Annotated in this window: 17 protein-coding genes; 10 read left to right on the forward strand and 7 right to left on the reverse strand. The window is 39.4% G+C overall.

What is annotated here, in order from left to right; all coding sequences use genetic code 11:
* Positions 1-84: 84 nt before the first annotated feature.
* The 3 genes from BN988_RS12460 (at position 85) to BN988_RS12470 (ending at position 1,549) form a co-directional block, all read left to right on the forward strand.
* Positions 85-531, forward strand: a complete 447-nt coding sequence (locus BN988_RS12460; protein WP_036577119.1) for a GNAT family N-acetyltransferase — start codon at positions 85-87, stop codon at positions 529-531.
* A 67-nt stretch (positions 532-598) separates the two neighbouring features.
* Positions 599-1,303: a TraR/DksA C4-type zinc finger protein gene (locus tag BN988_RS12465; RefSeq protein WP_036577120.1), complete on the forward strand. Its 705-nt coding sequence runs from the start codon at positions 599-601 to the stop codon at positions 1,301-1,303.
* Positions 1,304-1,342: 39 nt separating this feature from the next.
* Positions 1,343-1,549 carry a zinc ribbon domain-containing protein gene (locus tag BN988_RS12470; RefSeq protein ID WP_036577121.1) on the forward strand — a complete coding sequence of 69 codons (207 nt, stop codon included), beginning with the start codon at positions 1,343-1,345 and terminating at the stop codon, positions 1,547-1,549.
* A gap of 43 nt (positions 1,550-1,592) precedes the next feature.
* Here BN988_RS12470 and BN988_RS12475 read toward each other — a convergent pair whose 3' ends face one another.
* Positions 1,593-2,396: a zinc ribbon domain-containing protein gene (locus BN988_RS12475; RefSeq protein WP_036577122.1), complete on the reverse strand. Its 804-nt coding sequence runs from the start codon at positions 2,394-2,396 to the stop codon at positions 1,593-1,595.
* Positions 2,397-2,611: 215 nt separating this feature from the next.
* Entirely contained in the window at positions 2,612-3,961 is a 1,350-nt protein-coding gene (locus BN988_RS12480; protein ID WP_081779441.1) for a S1C family serine protease, read from the reverse strand.
* A gap of 169 nt (positions 3,962-4,130) precedes the next feature.
* Here BN988_RS12480 and BN988_RS12485 point away from each other — a divergent pair, with 169 nt between their 5' ends.
* The 5 genes from BN988_RS12485 (at position 4,131) to BN988_RS12505 (ending at position 10,318) form a co-directional block, all read left to right on the forward strand.
* Positions 4,131-4,823: a response regulator transcription factor gene (locus tag BN988_RS12485; protein ID WP_036577123.1), complete on the forward strand. Its 693-nt coding sequence runs from the start codon at positions 4,131-4,133 to the stop codon at positions 4,821-4,823.
* Positions 4,820-6,145, forward strand: coding sequence for a sensor histidine kinase (locus BN988_RS12490; protein WP_036577124.1), 1,326 nt, complete (start codon positions 4,820-4,822; stop codon positions 6,143-6,145). Before BN988_RS12485 ends, BN988_RS12490 begins: the two co-directional genes overlap by 4 nt.
* Positions 6,146-6,282: 137 nt before the next feature.
* The gene (gene typA, locus BN988_RS12495; protein ID WP_036577125.1) at positions 6,283-8,112 is read left to right on the forward strand and encodes a translational GTPase TypA; all 1,830 of its coding nucleotides are present in this window, start codon (positions 6,283-6,285) and stop codon (positions 8,110-8,112) included.
* 377 nt (positions 8,113-8,489) lie between these two features.
* On the forward strand, positions 8,490-9,623 hold the full coding sequence (locus BN988_RS12500; RefSeq protein WP_036577126.1) for a PQQ-dependent sugar dehydrogenase: 1,134 nt from the start codon (positions 8,490-8,492) through the stop codon (positions 9,621-9,623).
* 422 nt (positions 9,624-10,045) lie between these two features.
* The gene (locus BN988_RS12505; protein ID WP_036577127.1) at positions 10,046-10,318 is read left to right on the forward strand and encodes a YkvA family protein; all 273 of its coding nucleotides are present in this window, start codon (positions 10,046-10,048) and stop codon (positions 10,316-10,318) included.
* A 162-nt stretch (positions 10,319-10,480) separates the two neighbouring features.
* On the opposite strand, the gene BN988_RS12510 is transcribed toward BN988_RS12505, so the two are convergent.
* The 5 genes from BN988_RS12510 to BN988_RS18700 all read right to left on the reverse strand — a co-directional run bounded on the left by BN988_RS12510 (position 10,481) and on the right by BN988_RS18700 (position 14,324).
* On the reverse strand, positions 10,481-11,344 hold the full coding sequence (locus tag BN988_RS12510) for a dimethylarginine dimethylaminohydrolase family protein (RefSeq protein ID WP_036577128.1): 864 nt from the start codon (positions 11,342-11,344) through the stop codon (positions 10,481-10,483).
* Positions 11,345-11,495: 151 nt separating this feature from the next.
* On the reverse strand, positions 11,496-11,675 hold the full coding sequence (locus tag BN988_RS12515) for a hypothetical protein (RefSeq protein ID WP_036577129.1): 180 nt from the start codon (positions 11,673-11,675) through the stop codon (positions 11,496-11,498).
* Between the two features lie 472 nt (positions 11,676-12,147).
* Positions 12,148-13,110: an ABC transporter permease gene (locus tag BN988_RS12520; RefSeq protein WP_036577130.1), complete on the reverse strand. Its 963-nt coding sequence runs from the start codon at positions 13,108-13,110 to the stop codon at positions 12,148-12,150.
* Positions 13,103-14,029 carry an ABC transporter ATP-binding protein gene (locus BN988_RS12525; protein ID WP_036577131.1) on the reverse strand — a complete coding sequence of 309 codons (927 nt, stop codon included), beginning with the start codon at positions 14,027-14,029 and terminating at the stop codon, positions 13,103-13,105. Before BN988_RS12525 ends, BN988_RS12520 begins: the two co-directional genes overlap by 8 nt.
* Before the next feature lie 136 nt (positions 14,030-14,165).
* Entirely contained in the window at positions 14,166-14,324 is a 159-nt protein-coding gene (locus BN988_RS18700; RefSeq protein WP_081779442.1) for a YfhE family protein, read from the reverse strand.
* Positions 14,325-14,511: 187 nt separating this feature from the next.
* Between BN988_RS18700 and BN988_RS12530 the strand changes: the two genes are divergently transcribed.
* Positions 14,512-15,078, forward strand: a complete 567-nt coding sequence (locus tag BN988_RS12530; RefSeq protein ID WP_036577132.1) for an RNA polymerase sigma factor — start codon at positions 14,512-14,514, stop codon at positions 15,076-15,078.
* Complete coding sequence (locus BN988_RS12535) at positions 15,071-15,865, forward strand: anti-sigma factor (RefSeq protein WP_036577133.1); 795 nt, start codon at positions 15,071-15,073, stop codon at positions 15,863-15,865. Before BN988_RS12530 ends, BN988_RS12535 begins: the two co-directional genes overlap by 8 nt.
* Positions 15,866-15,876 lie beyond the last annotated feature (11 nt).

Here is a 15,876-nt window from a genome sequence, read left to right on the forward strand (position 1 = left end):
CTCCTTCTTAAGCGTTGTGAATTATCCTTTACGATAACCCCTGCATATAATAGTATAAGGAAAAAAGCAAAGGAAGGAAAAGAAATGAACTGGCATACAAAAGCATTTTCTGAACTAACGACTACAGAACTATATAAACTTTTGAAAGCAAGAACGGACGTATTTGTCGTCGAGCAAAATTGCGCCTATCCGGAATTAGATAATTTGGACCAGGAAAGCATGCACTTATATTTAGAAGAAAAAGGGGAAGTCGCTGCGCTGGTACGTATTATTCCTGCAGGTAACAAATACACAGAAGCCTCGATTGGAAGAGTAATGGTGGTCAACAAATTCCGTGGCAAAGGCTATGCGAGAAACGTGATGGAAAAAGCTTTGCAATTTATCACAGAAGAATGGAAAGAATCTAGGATTAAGATTCAGGCCCAAGAATATTTAAAAGCGTTTTACCAATCATTCGGGTTTAAGCAAATGACAGAGCCGTATTTGGATGATGGGATTTTACATATTGACATGATTTGGGAGTCGAAATAAAGAATCACCCTCGATTGTTTTGCACATAGTATACCTACATAGTTAAAGCAATTAGAGGAGGATCCATATGATCACCAAAGAGCAACTATTGCAATGTAAAGCAGACTTGGTGCAAAGGCAGAATGAACTGATAAATCATATACAGGATCATTTTGGTACAACACTTGAATTGGCGAAGGAATCGGTGAGTGAACTTTCCAATTATGATAACCACCCTGGTGATATGGGGACAGAACTTTTTGAAAGAGAAAAGGATATTGCCTTGAACGAGCATGCTGAAACAGAGCTTGAAGATATTAATAAGGCCTTGCATGCGATAGAGGAAGGGACATATGGCATATGTAGCCAATGTGGCGCAGATATTCCCTTTGAAAGGTTAGCGGCTCTGCCAACTGCTGACCGCTGTATGGAGCATGCCGGAAATAATGTAATCTTTGAAGAAGACCGTACTGTAGAAGAAGAGGTTTTTAGCCCAAACATTAACCCGGATGAAGAAACAGATGAAAACCAGGTCTCCTATGATGCGGAAGACAGTTGGCAGGAAGTAAGCAGATATGGCACTTCCGAAACAACTTCTGATTTTTATGGGGATCATGAGGATTATGATGAAATGTATCCGAACAGTGATGAACTTGTAGGTTCTGCAGAAAATGTAGAAGAGTTTCTCGCCGCAGATATTGATGGAAAATTTGAAGGGGTTACCTATAACCACAATCGTTATGAAAAGAATCTCGATTCAGTGGAAAGTGATAGTGATGATGAAACCATATAGTCCATACTTCCGTATTATTAATTAGAGGGAGTGGATAAGATGAGTGAACAAACGGGTTGTATTAAATGCGGGAGTACCGATGCAGATTCAAAAGAAGTTGCCATGACGGGGACTGGCCTATCCAAAATGTTTGATATGCAGCATAATCAATTTCTTGTTGTGTACTGTAAAAACTGCGGATACTCCGAATTTTATAATAAGAAAAGTTCATCTGGCAGTAATGTAATTGATTTATTTTTTGGATAGCAAAAAGCGGACCTTTTGGAAAGGTCCGCTTTTTTCATCTCATTTAGAACAAGCTGCCCATCATGCCACCAAGTAAGGTATCCACTATATTAGCTAAAAGGTAACCAGAGGCTAGTAAGGTTACAAAGTAAACACCGATTAGCAAGTAAATTCGATCGAATGCTGGAGCGGGTCGTTCAAGTAAGATAAGAGTTGGTACTAAAAGAATTGGCCCTATCAAACCAATTAGAAGAATGTTCCCCGAAAGAGGGATCTCCACAAGTGCTAGTAAAGAGCCTAAGACTGTTAAAACTAAAAATGGCACTGAATATGCCCCGGTCTTCGCTACAACATCTGTAAATGATAAGGATTGCCCGCCGATCTTCACACCAGCAAATGTAATGGCTGCTATAACACCGAACAAAACTAAAAACTGGATAAGTGGTAAAAGAAAGCTGTCAACAAAGGAAACCTGCATGAAATAAGATCCAATGCTACTTGAGATTATGTACGTTCCAAGGGAGATTAGCAGGGAAAAAATGACGATAGTTATAATACCTGAAATCAATTGGCTGCTTGCGACGTTCTTTCCTTCGCTAGGCTTTTTCAAAAGCTTTACAAAGAACGCCCCAAACTGCGAAGTCTCTCTTTTTACTGTCTCCATAAAATCATTCGATTGACTCTGGTTTTGCTGCTGTCCTGGTGTTAGTGGCTGGCTCGGTTCACCAATATTGCTTTCCTGTTCTAAGGTAGGATCAGTGTTTACAGGTTCCTGAGTAGCTGCGTTATTTTCCACAGGTAACGGCGCGCCACAATTCGTGCAAAACTTTCCTTCTTCTGTTTGCTGTCCACAATTTGGACAAATCATAAAATCACTCCTTCTTAATTATTTGGATACTTACATGCATTCGACAAAAAAGGTGTAAATCCTGTTTTTGTTGGAAATTATTAATACATCAATTCGAAGTAAACCGCTCGCAGATGATATTAGAAGAAATGTAAGCACCCTCTATAAGTATAATGCGAAAAAACAAAAAAAAGAAGGGAGGATAGTCCCCCCTTCTAAAGAATCTTACGTGACGTTTATTGTTCTGTTTCTCCTGCTTGCAAGGTAACCTCAGCAGTTTTTTGTTCTCCGTCACGATAGTACTCTATTTCAACTGTATCCCCAACTGCAGCGTCGGAGTACAGGAATTTTCTAAGCTCTAAAATAGAAGTGATTGAATTCCCATTAATTTGTGTGATGACATCAAATCTTTGTAGACCTGCTGTTTCTGCAGAGGATCCAGCTTGTACGTCTGCAATGACCATGCCACCATCTACTTTTTCAGGAAGCTCAATCTCACTCCGGAATTGGGCAGGCACCTGGCTTAAGGAAGCAGTGCTAATACCGATAAGTGGGCGTTCAATCTCCCCGTTTTGCTCTAATTGATCCATAATTGGTAGTGCTGTGTCCATTGGAATTGCAAAGCCAATTCCCTCTACCTCTTCACGAGCAATCTTCATGGAATTAATTCCAATTACTTCGCCATTTCCATTAACGAGTGCTCCACCACTATTACCAGGATTAATAGCAGCGTCAGTTTGGATTACTTCTGTTACCCAGTCTGCTTGTTGGTCCCCATTTGTATCCATGCTTACAGAACGATTTAGTCCACTGACAATTCCTTTGGTAATCGTGTTAGCGAATTCAATCCCTAAAGGGTTCCCGATGGCAACAACCGTTTCACCTACTGTAAGGTCCTCAGAGCTGCCGATACTTGCCACTGTATCGATTTTTTCTCCATCTACCTCAAGTACTGCTAAATCTGTTAAGGAATCCGTACCGAGTACTGTTGCATTAATGTGTTCTTCGTCATCTAACACAACTTCTACTTCTTCGGCGCCTTCCACAACATGTTGATTTGTAACAACATATGCTTTACCGTTTTCCTTTTTGTAGACAATCCCCGATCCAGTTCCGGCTTCTTGGCTATCTGTCCAAACGTTTTGTTGCTGCATATTGCTAACTCCAACTACAGCCTTGGCTGTTTCTTCAATGCTGGAAGAAAGGGTTGCGTCATCCGATGCTAGTGTTTGCACAATATCCGGAGTTGAGGAAGAGTTAGCGCCATCCCCTCCTGAAGCCGAAGAACTTGTATTTATTGGAATAATATTTGTCATAATAAGGGCAATGATTAGAGCAACAGATACAATCCCTCCTGATAAACCACCAAGTATGAAGTGTAGTCCGCTTTTGCTTTTGGTTGGTTTAACATTTTCAGACCGCTGTTCCGCTGGCGTTGATTCATGATGAACTGTATGCTGTTGTTGCATGAGGTAATTATCGTTTTCTGTCCCACTGTCTTGTTCCAGGTTCTGATCAGATATTTCCTGGCGCTCATTCCTTTCCTGTTCTCCTTGATGATTTGGATTATATTTGTCTTGGTCCATTGATTATCACCCTTTCGTTGATTTCGATCTATAAGTTGAGTATACCCACAGGTTTTGGGAAACATTTGGTATAAATGTGGTATAAATGTGTAAAAGTGATAGCTTGTTCAACGGTTAGGTCTTATGTAAAAATAGAAGTAATGACATTAAATCGAAAAGGTGAGCGTGTATGAACTATCATATAGGGGTTGTGGAAGATGATCCGAATATCCAAAATATTGTTACGGCATACTTGAAAAAAGAGGGCTTTGAAGTTTCACTGTCAGATTCTGCTGAGAAGGCATGGGAGATTTGGGAAGACCGTAAGCCTGATATGTGGATATTGGACATTATGCTCCCAGGAATGGATGGGTACGAGTTCTGTAAAAAAATCCGCAATGAAAGCGAAGTACCGATTATCATTATTTCTGCAAAAGATGATGAAATTGACAAAATTCTTGGTCTTGAGCTCGGTGGAGACGATTATTTAACAAAACCATTTAGCCCGAGAGAATTGATAGCGCGTATCAAGCGATTGTTTAAGCGTTCGGCACCGCGAATAAATGGAGGAAATGAAGACAAGGAAATTATCAAAACACATCATATGGAAATATATAAAAGTGAACGACGGATTTTTTATAATGGAAATGAGCTTGATGTCACAACGAAGGAATATGACATGCTAGTGTTTTTAACTGAAAATGTCAATCGGGCTTTTTCTAGAGAGGACCTGTTAGTAAGGGTCTGGGGAGATGATTATTTTGGTAGTGACAGAGCGGTAGATGATTTAATAAAACGAATACGAAAGAAACTACCAAATCTACCACTTGAAACGGTTTGGGGTTATGGATACCGATTGCGTGATGATGAGGAAACAGAATGAAACTGCAATCACAGCTAAATGCTGCCTTTACTGCCTTATTGCTCGTGATATTGGCTGTCACGGGGTATATCATTTATTCCCTTATTCTTGATATGTTGATTGAAGATGAACAAAGGCAATTAAAGCAAAACGGAGAGATACTAGCCGAATTAATTAACGAGTCCGGAGCGATCAGTAATGCGGGGCTCAGTAACTTTTTGAATGAGCAGAACCTCCAACTCATTATGTATAATGAAAATAACAATGTTATACCGTATTCAACCATTCCAAGTAAAATCGTTAAAGGCTTGTTTGAGAATAATGACTTTTCTGCCCGTGATGAAGCGCTGTGGGAATATAAAAATGCCCGGTATGTAACTTCTCGTATCATCATAACCCCTGAAAGCAATGGCGACCAGCTAATATTGCTTACACCGTTAGATGATTTGCAGGAAGTGCAACAGCAGTTTATCTTCCGACTGCTCATTGTTTTTCTCATTGGGGCAGCAGCTGCCATCCTTCTTAGTTATTTTTTAACCAATAAACTTGTTACACCACTTTCCCAACTAAAAAGACAGTTGAAAAAGGTGGAGAATAGACAGTTTGATGATATCAACCGAATTAAAGCAACAGGGGAAATTAAAGAAGTAGAGCAAAGTGTTTATGAAATGGCAAATGAATTGAAGCAATACATTAGGTCACAGCAAACATTCTTTCAAAATGCCAGCCATGAATTGAAAACACCGTTAATGACAATACAAGGATATGCAGAAGGTATCAGGGATGGGATCTTTGATGAAAATGATCAAGACAAAGGTCTTGAAGTCATGGTTACAGAGGTAAAAAGATTGAAGAAAATTATTAATGAGATGATCTTGCTTGCAAAGCTGGACAGTGATACGGAAGTATACAATAAAGATAAAGTGTTGGTAGACGATTTGATAGAGCAAGTTGTGGATCGTGCCTTACCGATTGTAAATGACAAAAAAGTACACTTAAAACAAGAGATAGAGGCAAATATTGTCCTTTATGCAGACGAGGAAAAACTCTTACGCGCTCTCTTGAACCTGGTATTTAATGCTATTCGTCATGCTAATTCGACCGTCTCCATACAAGTGAAGAAACAGGAAAGCAACACCCATATTTTAATAGAAGATGATGGTGAAGGGGTGGCTGAGGAATTAATGCCACATATTTTTCACCGGTTTGTAAAAGGTAAAACTGGGGAAACTGGATTAGGATTAGCAATTGCTAGAGCAATTATTGAACAATCAAATGGAAAAATAGCTGTCCATAAATCGGAACTGGGTGGAGCGAAATTTGAGATAATTTTTATCGGATAGGAAGTTAAGTTTTAATCAGACGCTCGACGCTTTTGTACATTTTTCGTTAATTTTTTGAAAAAACTTTAATATGCCTATGGTTTTATGGTATAATCGTATAGTTTGAATCACTCTAATTTAAAGAGGAGCGTACTTTTATGCAATTAAGAGAAGATATTCGTAATATTGCGATCATTGCCCACGTTGACCACGGAAAAACAACACTGGTTGATCAGTTACTGAAATACTCAGGAACTTTCCGTGAAAACGAACAAGTCAATGAAAGAGCAATGGACTCAGGAGATATTGAAAGAGAACGTGGAATTACTATCTTGGCGAAAAATACTGCGATTAAATATAAAGATACATCTATTAATATTTTAGATACACCTGGACACGCAGACTTCGGTGGAGAAGTAGAACGAATTATGAAAATGGTAGATGGTGTGGCACTCGTTGTAGATGCTTATGAAGGAACCATGCCACAAACTAGATTCGTACTGAAAAAGGCACTTGAGCAGAAGCTAACTCCGATCGTTGTGCTTAACAAGATCGATCGCCCAAATGCCCGTCCTTCAGAAGTGGTAGATGAAGTATTGGATCTATTCATTGAGCTTGGTGCAGATGATGAGCAGCTTGAATTCCCAGTTGTTTATGCTTCTGCATTAAATGGTACATCTGGTCTTGAACCAGAATCTCAAGAAGAAACAATGGATCCTGTTTTTACTACTATTTTAGACCATATTCCAGCACCTGCTGATACGAAAGACGAGCCTTTACAGTTCCAAGTAACATTGTTGGATTATAATGACTATGTTGGTCGAATTGGGGTTGGACGCGTCGTTCGTGGTACAATCAGCGTTGGTCAACAAGTGGTTGTCTTAAAAGAGGATGGCTCACAGAAGTCATTCCGTATTAGTAAGCTTTTCGGCTTTATTGGTCTAAAACGTATTGAAATCCAAGAAGCGATTGCAGGAGATATTGTTGCGATTGCTGGAATGGAAGATATCAATATCGGGGAAACCATTTGCCCACAGGATCATGTTGAAGCACTACCATGGCTACGAATTGATGAGCCAACATTGCAAATGACGTTCGTGGTAAACAATAGTCCATTTGCTGGACGTGAGGGTAAATATATTACGTCACGTAGAATTGAAGAGCGTCTATTGAAGCAATTGGAAACAGATGTTAGTCTACGTGTAGATCCAACAGATTCTCCGGATGCTTGGATTGTATCAGGTAGAGGAGAATTACATCTATCCATCTTGATAGAGAATATGCGTCGTGAAGGTTACGAGCTACAGCTTTCTAAACCACAGGTAATCATCAAAGAAATTGATGGTGTACGTTGTGAGCCTGTAGAGCGTGTGCAAGTAGATGTGCCAGAGGAATATACAGGCGCAATTATGGAATCACTTGGAGAGCGTAAAGGCGAAATGCTAGATATGGTAAACCATGGTACTGGCCAAGTCCGCCTTGAGTTCAAAGTGCCTTCTCGTGGATTGATTGGTTATGCTACAGAATTCATGACCCAGACACGCGGTTATGGTATCATCAACCATACGTTTGATTCGTACGAGCCAGTTATTAAAGGGCAAGTCGGTGGACGTCGTGAAGGTGTATTAGTTGGCCTGGAAAACGGAAAAGCCTCCACTTACGGTATTATGCAACTGGAAGATCGTGGTGTGATTTTCGTAGAACCTGGTACAGAAATATATGCTGGCATGATTGTCGGAGAACACAACCGTGAAAACGATCTGACTGTTAACATTACAAAAGAAAAGCACTTAACAAACGTACGTTCAGCAACGAAGGACCAAACTTCTACAATCAGGAAGACAAGAAAAATGTCTCTTGAGGAAGCAATTGAGTACTTGGCTGACGATGAATACTGTGAAGTAACACCAGAATCCATTCGTTTACGGAAAAAAATCCTTAATAAAAACGAACGTGAAAAGGCAGCAAAAAAATCAAAAACAATCTAATTTGAATAGGGAACCCATGGTAATAGTGGGGTCCCTATTTTTTGGTTGCGATTATTGGAATTTTCCGAACATTTATTTGTAATGTGCATTCAATCAACCAGAAGAGATGCTCAATCGATCGAAGGAGAGCGTCAATCAATCAGAAGAGATGCTCAATCGATTATAGAAGAGTTCCAATCAACAAGAAGAGCGTCTCAATCGATAATAGAAGAGTTCCAATCAACAAGAAGAGCGTCTCAATCAATCATAAAAGAGCCCCAATCAACCAGAATTGCGTGTTACCGGCTATGTAGCCTTGGATAGAATAGAATTTAACTGGTTTAGGATGAAGTAAGGAAGGCAACTAATAAAGGTAAAATAGAAAGGAGGCTCACCCTATGCGATTTACTGGAATTGCTATTTTGTGCACGTTTTTTGTAATACTTACTGCCTGTTCGAATGATGGGAGAAAACCCGAACCGATGGAGCCAGAGCAACCTGCTGAAGAAACATCAGGGGAGGCAGGAGAAAATGAAAATGCCGGTAATAAAGGGGAGAACATAGAACAAGTAGCCACAAACTTAGAAGCCCCATGGGCAATTGAAAAGCATGATGGAAATTTGTATGTTAGCGAGCGTCCTGGTGCCATTGTCACCATTACAAAGAGTGAGCAAACTCGAAAGCCTGTTGAGTTTGAAAGAGATCTTTCCCAACAGTCAGAGGCCGGATTGCTCGGTATCTCCATTCCGGAGGATTTTTCATCAAGTAAAATTGCATATGCCTATTATTCTTATGAGCAGGACGGAACTTATTACCAGCGTGTCATTGAACTTGAAGAAAGAGAAGAGACATGGCACGAAGTATCTACTATTCTTGATAGGATTCCCGGAGGGCAGGTGCATCAAGGAGGAAGGATAAAAATAGGGCCAGATGAAAAACTTTATGTTACAACAGGTGATGCGTCTGTTCCTGAAAATGCACAGGATGTAGAGAGTCTAGCGGGAAAAATTTTGCGGATAAATACTGATGGGAGTGTACCTGAAGACAATCCTTTTCAAGACTCTTATATTTATTCCTATGGGCACCGTAATCCGCAAGGGATGGCTTGGGATGAAGCTGGTTCCCTATACGCTACCGAACATGGATCCAATGCACATGATGAGATAAATTTAATTAAACCTGGAGAAAATTATGGATGGCCTGTAATACAAGGGGATGAAACTGAAAGAGAGATGGTAACACCCCTCGCTCATTCTGGTGAAGAGACATGGGCGCCATCTGGAATGACAAATTTGCACGGTAGTTTTTTCTTTGCGACCCTGAGTGGGCAAAGCTTAAAGCGGTTTAATCCTAAAAACGAGACAATCAGTACGGTTTTATCTGATTTTGGAAGAATAAGGGATGTGTACGCCGATGACGGTGGGCTATATTTTATTACAAATAACACAGATGGAAGAGGCTCGCCGTCTGAAGAAGATGACCAGCTAATTTTCCTAAAGCTTCCTTCAAATCAACTTCAAGAATCACAATAAAAATTTGGTTTACTGGAAGCTTGGCATATATGTATGTTATATAAAAGTATTCAAACAAACGTTTGGCCAACAGCTTGGATGCTTCCAACTGAGAAGCGATTTACAAAAAAGTACGGTACGACTAGGGAGAACTCCATCGGTGATTTCCTGGTAGTTTAATCACCCACTAATCCAGTTAGTTTAGGCTTCCATTTGAATCGGTTTATCTCGGTGTAACAGTCCGTAAAAGTAAAACAGTGATGTTTTAGTGGGAGTAAACGAACGCTAACACCCCGATTCGTTCCACTAACAAACAGTGGGGGAAAGAACGACCCTACCATTAAATGAAGTTTTACTTTATTAACTGCCGATTACTTGGGTAAGAAATATATGGATTGGTTTACGTATGAAGAGGGAAAACTGGAAATATAGGTGGTGATGTGATGATTCGCTCTATTAAACGATTTAAATTTATTTTTCAATTTAAGAAGTTTATTCCATTTCTTAGGGACTTTTTCCTAACTAATCAAGTGGGTAAGGGCAAGAAGCTCTTATATGCAGGAATAGGGCTTGGTTATATTTTATTTCCCTTCGATATTATTCCTGACTTTATCCTTGGGCTGGGCTTCATTGATGACATCACAGTAGTATTGTTTATCCTAGAGAGAATGGTGAAGTCTGCTCCAGCATCATTAAGAGAGAAGTATTCATTATAGAAAGACAAACCGATTTGATATCGGTGTGTCTTTTTGCTTCCACGTTAGGAATATATAAAATTTTAGCAAGGAAGCAGTGACAACGTAGTGAAAATTTTGAAGTTCCAAGTATAAGAAAAACTCACATTCGCTAAAGGACGAGCGAATGTGAGTTTTTCTAATTTATTTTCTTTTGAGTGGTAAGGTACTGCAGCGAAAGGAGCCTCCGGATTTGATGATTTCTGAGAAGGGAACTTCATGCACTTTGAATCCAGCTTCTCGTAATTGTTTATTGACCTGTCTATTCTCAGGAAGGCTGATGACTTGATTTCTGCCAATCGAGAGCACATTTGGACCCATATTAAATTGTTCTTCGTCTGACACTTCTATTAAGTGATATTTTTTTCGTAATCGTTTCCGGGAAATGGAGTCAACCGCCTTGGAATAAATTAAGGCTGTATCAGGGCTGACAATATTTAGAACACAGTCGAGATGAAGAATTTCATCATCTAATGTAATTGGCATCACGTTGTATGTCGGTAAGTGATCTTTTAGTGTATGAATTGCCTCATCAGAGGTGCGATTACTCCTCCCAACCCAAATATCCTGACCATCTACCAGAACGTCTCCTCCTTCAATAGAATCGGAGAATATATCCTTATAGCTGTACTGGTTTGTTTCCAGCCAATTTATGAGAACCTTTTTTTCGGGTTTGCGTAATGCTTCCTCCATTTTTGAAACATATAATGTATCACCAATGGTAAAGCCGATATCTCTTGTGAAAACCTGTTCGTTAAGATCTTGACTGGGATGGAGGCTGATTACTTCTATACCTGCTTTCTTTAACACATTGACAAATTGCTGGTGTTGTCTTAAAGCTCTAGACTGGTCAATGTTTTCTTTTAGAAAGTGGCGTTGTGTCTCATTAATAGCTTCTTTGATCTTCATGTGCTCTGGAGGTACTACGACCACCTTTTGCAGTTCATCATATTCACTATTACAGTTAATCATGTTAGTTTGTTCTTTTGCTGGTATACTTGTCATCATCTTTCATCCCCCGTTAAAAATCCTTTTTGCATTTCTTTTCCCTCTAGGCTATTTTATAAACCAGCTTAGCAAACTTAGAACTGGTATTTACATTCCAATTTTTATAATAAAGATAAAAAAAGAGACTGCGATTAGGCAGTCTCCTTCCATATTAAGGTTTTCTACTTTTCTTCTCGTCTGGGATATATTTGGTGAAATATGCTGCAAATAATAGGCATATAAAACAGAGCCCCCAGGAAACAATCCCATTCCACTGGACATCAATACGTAGTCCAATGAAGAGAATAATGGCACTAATACCAAGAAAGAAAGCAGTTAGATATCGTTTCACGCATAACACCCCTAGAGTTTAGGAAAATTATTACATACTATAGGTGCGTGTTCAAAAAGGAGGATAAAAAGGACCGAGGTCGGCTAAAATCGCAACGTCCTATTGCAACGCCGACACTAACACGTCCTATGCGTCGAAGTTCGAGGCGGCGCAGCTTTGAGTACCGGGCTCACATAGGATGTGTTGACTTCTGTTTTGTCCACAGGACGTGGACGATTTTAACAGAAGTTCAATGAATTCTTTTAATACGTGAGGAACGGAAAAGCAAGCCAACGAGCTTCCACAGGATGTGGTGATTTCGACGTTCGACACAGGACGTGTCGGAGTTTAGTCGAAGGTCATCAGTACCGATGTGTCATTTTTACTGGACTTTTTGAACAACCTCTATAGGTTCATTCTAATACTTAAACTTCTTGAAGGAAAGTGAATTTAAATTTTTACCCCGGTGCAACCGTCCGTAAGAAGTTTCACTTTATTGTCCGGCTATATCCCGTATTGTAAAGAATGCCCAAGATAGAGCCATAAACAGGAGATAATAAACGATTAACACAGTTATGGAAAAGCCGAGTGTCATGCCTTCCATGAAAGGCGTGCTCCCAGCAGTATATTGACTTAAGTCCGTGTTAGCAAATAAAATGAACTTCGCCCATGCTCGATCAGAGAAATATAACATAATTGGATTCGCTGCCATCATAAGGAATATGGCAACCCCAATGGCAAGAGCACTATTGCGGAATATTGTTGAGATTGCAAACGCAAAAGTAGCCATCATAACTAAGTTTACTAGCTTAAAGCCGTATGCCGGAACAATTTCGCTTAAAACGGAGACGTATGCAAGTCCATTTCCATCGTCTACTAGCATATGTGGATTGAATGAGCCGAACCCATAGAAAATTAAACCAATAATGTATGAGAATAGCAGCACAAACAGCAAGGTGAAAAAGGCAAACAGGATTACTGCAGCATATTTAGATAGCAAAGCCTTGGTCCTTGTAATCGGACGAATTAACAATAGTTTTATTGTTCCCCAACGGAATTCATTAGCAACAATCCCAGCTGCAATTATTATGGTGAGCAAACTAACAAGAGACAGTAGTAGTTGATTTTCTAATACAAATTGCATGGCGCCATAACCATCTGGCTGAATGTCATTTTCTAGATAATAATTATTTTCCGCAATTATATTAGAATTCATATCATAAAAAATACTGTCCTCTCCTGCGTCCTCCATTTCTTTTGTAAGTTCCTGGTTTTCTTCTTCTAAGGTTTCTCTCCAGTTATCGTCACTGTATTGCTTAGAACTCAATTCATCTATATTACTCAAAAAACCTACACCAATAATGATCCCGGCAAGGATTATGTACATTGCCCACGTGGATTTTCGTATATAGATCTTGAATAGTTCATTGTAAACAAGTTTAAAAAAATTATTCAATCGTATTCTCTCCAATCAAGTCAAAGAATTTATCCTCAAGGCTGGATTTTGACGAATTCACCTGATATACAGCTATTTCATGTTGGACAAAACTGCGGACAATCTCAGGTATTTTTTCTTTTTCAGTTTGGAAAAGAAGTGTCTCCCCCTCTGATTTAGCCTCAAGCGCATGATCTGTTTTTAATACATCAACTGCCTGCTTCATTGGCGATACTTGCATTTGTACCTGAATTATATCCTGAGTTTCAGCTGTATTCGTATCCTGTACAGTCTGGGTAGCGATCAGTTCTCCATTTTTAATAATCCCAATCCTGTCACACATTAACTCAATTTCAGAAAGTAAATGACTGGAAATAATGACTGCAACATTTTCTTCTGCTGCTAGGCGTCTTATGTACTGGCGAATCTCCCGAATTCCTGCTGGGTCTAACCCATTAGTAGGTTCGTCCAATATTAAAATGGAAGGGCTGTGAAGCAAGGCTTGTGCGATTCCTAAACGCTGACGCATACCAAGAGAGTATTTGCCAACTTTCTCTTTTATTGGTTTTTCAAGCCCGACCAGTTTAATTACTTCTTGTACACGTTCTTTTGAAATGCCTGGTATCATACGTGCATAGTGCATTAGGTTTTGCCAACCTGTCATAAATGGATACATTTCAGGGTTTTCTACAATAGCACCTACTTCACGAATGGCATTCTTGAAGTCATGCTTTATACTATTTCCAAGAATGAGAACATCCCCATGACTTAATTCCATTAAACCAACCATCATCCGGATGGTAGTTGTTTTTCCTGCACCGTTTGGTCCGATAAAGCCAAAAACTTCCCCTTTATAAATGGAGAAAGTTAGTCCTTTAATAATTTCTTTTTTGCCAATTGATTTTCTGACATCTTGTAACTCCATTGCTACATTTGACATCAAACCATCCCTCCTTCTGTTACATAGTAATACGAATTAACATAATGATAGTTTCACTTATTTTGTCAAAGATAAGTGAGGCTATTATGTTCTCATACATAAAAAACACCTTGCCTCACAGCAAGGTGTTTCGATATTATTTCTTTAAATTTGGATTTTCTCTTTTCGCTTCTTTCACGCGGGGCTTTCGGTAGCCGCCAGCCATATCTGCTTGCTTAAATTCTTTCGCATAACGCACTTCTTGTGCATCGGATAGCTGTTTGTCCTTTGTTGGTTGATACTGTGAATTTCGCATTCTAGCATCCTTTCGTCAGAAGTATTGTTATCAATAATCTGTTCCCCTGATAGGATAAAAGTAAACATACAATGATCCATTTTCTGTTTTTCTTCGTTTTATAGTGTAGAAGGCTTAGTTAATAATATAATTGGATTCACTATATGGTAAGCTTAAACTATTATAACTCACAGTGAAGGAGAATAGTATGCGAGAAGAAGATGTGGACCTATTTAATAGGGTGCAGGCACAAGATGAAGTGGCGCTGGAACAACTCTATGATCGTTATGAACGTATTTTATATTCGTTTTCGTTTCGTGTAACAAACAATAAGTTTCTTGCAGAAGAAGCCGTCCAAGACGTCTTTACTAAGATTTGGACGAAGCAACGAAATTTTGATGAAAAGAAGGGGAAGTTTTCGTCGTGGTTATTGACCATGACACGGAACACTTGTATCGATTTATTAAGAAAGAGAAAAGAAACGCCATATGAATTTGAGGAAAGAGATTCCATGCAATCAAAGGAACCTACACCTGAAGACCAGGTAGAATGGAAAGAGCGTGGCGAGGAAATGCAATCCGCTATCAAAGAACTGCCAAATGAGCAACAGGAAATTATAGAATTATTTTATTTTAAGGGGATGTCCCAATCGGCAATTTCCAAAACTTGTGATATACCATTAGGAACGGTGAAAGGTAGGGTCCGGTTATCGTTAAAGCATTTAAAAGGGATACTGACGAAGAAGAGAGAAAGGGGGGTTTATGAGGATGGCTAAGCAATGTGAACGACTAATTGATTATTTTAATAACCAATTAACAGAGAGAGAAAGAGAAGAGTTTGAACTACACCTTATAGAATGTGCATCTTGTCAGGAAGAGCTGGCAGAATTAGAAGAACTGACAATGGATCTCCCACTTGGAGTTGATATAGTAGAGCCTCCTGAGGGCATGAAAGCACGTGTGTTATCCAATGTAACGAACGGTAATTCGGATATGGAAGATGCTCAGTCATCTGATAAAACTCCCAAGGTGACGGATATAAAAGATAAGAAAGACATACCACCATTGAAAAAGAAGAAAAGCTGGTATAAACCGCTCATAGCTGCTACTCTAACGCTCTCCTTGGTGGGTAACGGAATGGCGTTAATCTACCTAAATCAAGAGGAGCCGGATAGTGCAGAGCCTTCAGAACCTTCAGAACCTGAACAAGAAGAAGTAACCCTTGATACGCTTAGTCAGAAGCATACATTGCAACCTTCAGAAGGGGTAAGTGCACAGGCAACCGCGCTTATGATAGAGCAAAATAACAATATTAACCTTGTTATTCAGGCTGAGGATTTGCCGCCACTTTCAGGAGAGGAAGCCTATCAGGTATGGGTACTGGAGGACGGTAAACCATATAGAGCCGGAACATTTGTTTCAAGTGAAGATGGCAGTGGTGCAGTTTCTTATGTAATGGATTATGGTGAAGAATATAATTTTGATACCATTGCTATTACAAAAGAACCAAATGCAAATAGTCAGCAGCCACAAGGGGATATTTTATTAAGCTCTCCATTATAAGGGAGATTAAA

The organism is Oceanobacillus picturae (assembly GCF_000612865.1).
GTDB classification, from domain to species: domain Bacteria; phylum Bacillota; class Bacilli; order Bacillales; family Amphibacillaceae; genus Oceanobacillus_B; species Oceanobacillus_B jordanicus.

Coding starts and splice junctions, on each gene's coding strand:
- BN988_RS12480 (WP_081779441.1), bottom strand. CDS start 3,961: ATGGACCAAGACAAATATAATCCAAATCATCAAGGAGAACAGGAAAGG.
- BN988_RS12525 (WP_036577131.1), bottom strand. CDS start 14,029: ATGTCAAATGTAGCAATGGAGTTACAAGATGTCAGAAAATCAATTGGC.
- BN988_RS12490 (WP_036577124.1), top strand. CDS start 4,820: ATGAAACTGCAATCACAGCTAAATGCTGCCTTTACTGCCTTATTGCTC.
- BN988_RS12505 (WP_036577127.1), top strand. CDS start 10,046: ATGATTCGCTCTATTAAACGATTTAAATTTATTTTTCAATTTAAGAAG.
- BN988_RS12535 (WP_036577133.1), top strand. CDS start 15,071: ATGGCTAAGCAATGTGAACGACTAATTGATTATTTTAATAACCAATTA.
- BN988_RS12530 (WP_036577132.1), top strand. CDS start 14,512: ATGCGAGAAGAAGATGTGGACCTATTTAATAGGGTGCAGGCACAAGAT.
- BN988_RS12470 (WP_036577121.1), top strand. CDS start 1,343: ATGAGTGAACAAACGGGTTGTATTAAATGCGGGAGTACCGATGCAGAT.
- BN988_RS12510 (WP_036577128.1), bottom strand. CDS start 11,344: ATGATGACAAGTATACCAGCAAAAGAACAAACTAACATGATTAACTGT.
- BN988_RS12500 (WP_036577126.1), top strand. CDS start 8,490: ATGCGATTTACTGGAATTGCTATTTTGTGCACGTTTTTTGTAATACTT.
- BN988_RS18700 (WP_081779442.1), bottom strand. CDS start 14,324: ATGCGAAATTCACAGTATCAACCAACAAAGGACAAACAGCTATCCGAT.
- BN988_RS12460 (WP_036577119.1), top strand. CDS start 85: ATGAACTGGCATACAAAAGCATTTTCTGAACTAACGACTACAGAACTA.
- BN988_RS12465 (WP_036577120.1), top strand. CDS start 599: ATGATCACCAAAGAGCAACTATTGCAATGTAAAGCAGACTTGGTGCAA.
- BN988_RS12485 (WP_036577123.1), top strand. CDS start 4,131: ATGAACTATCATATAGGGGTTGTGGAAGATGATCCGAATATCCAAAAT.
- BN988_RS12475 (WP_036577122.1), bottom strand. CDS start 2,396: ATGATTTGTCCAAATTGTGGACAGCAAACAGAAGAAGGAAAGTTTTGC.
- typA (WP_036577125.1), top strand. CDS start 6,283: ATGCAATTAAGAGAAGATATTCGTAATATTGCGATCATTGCCCACGTT.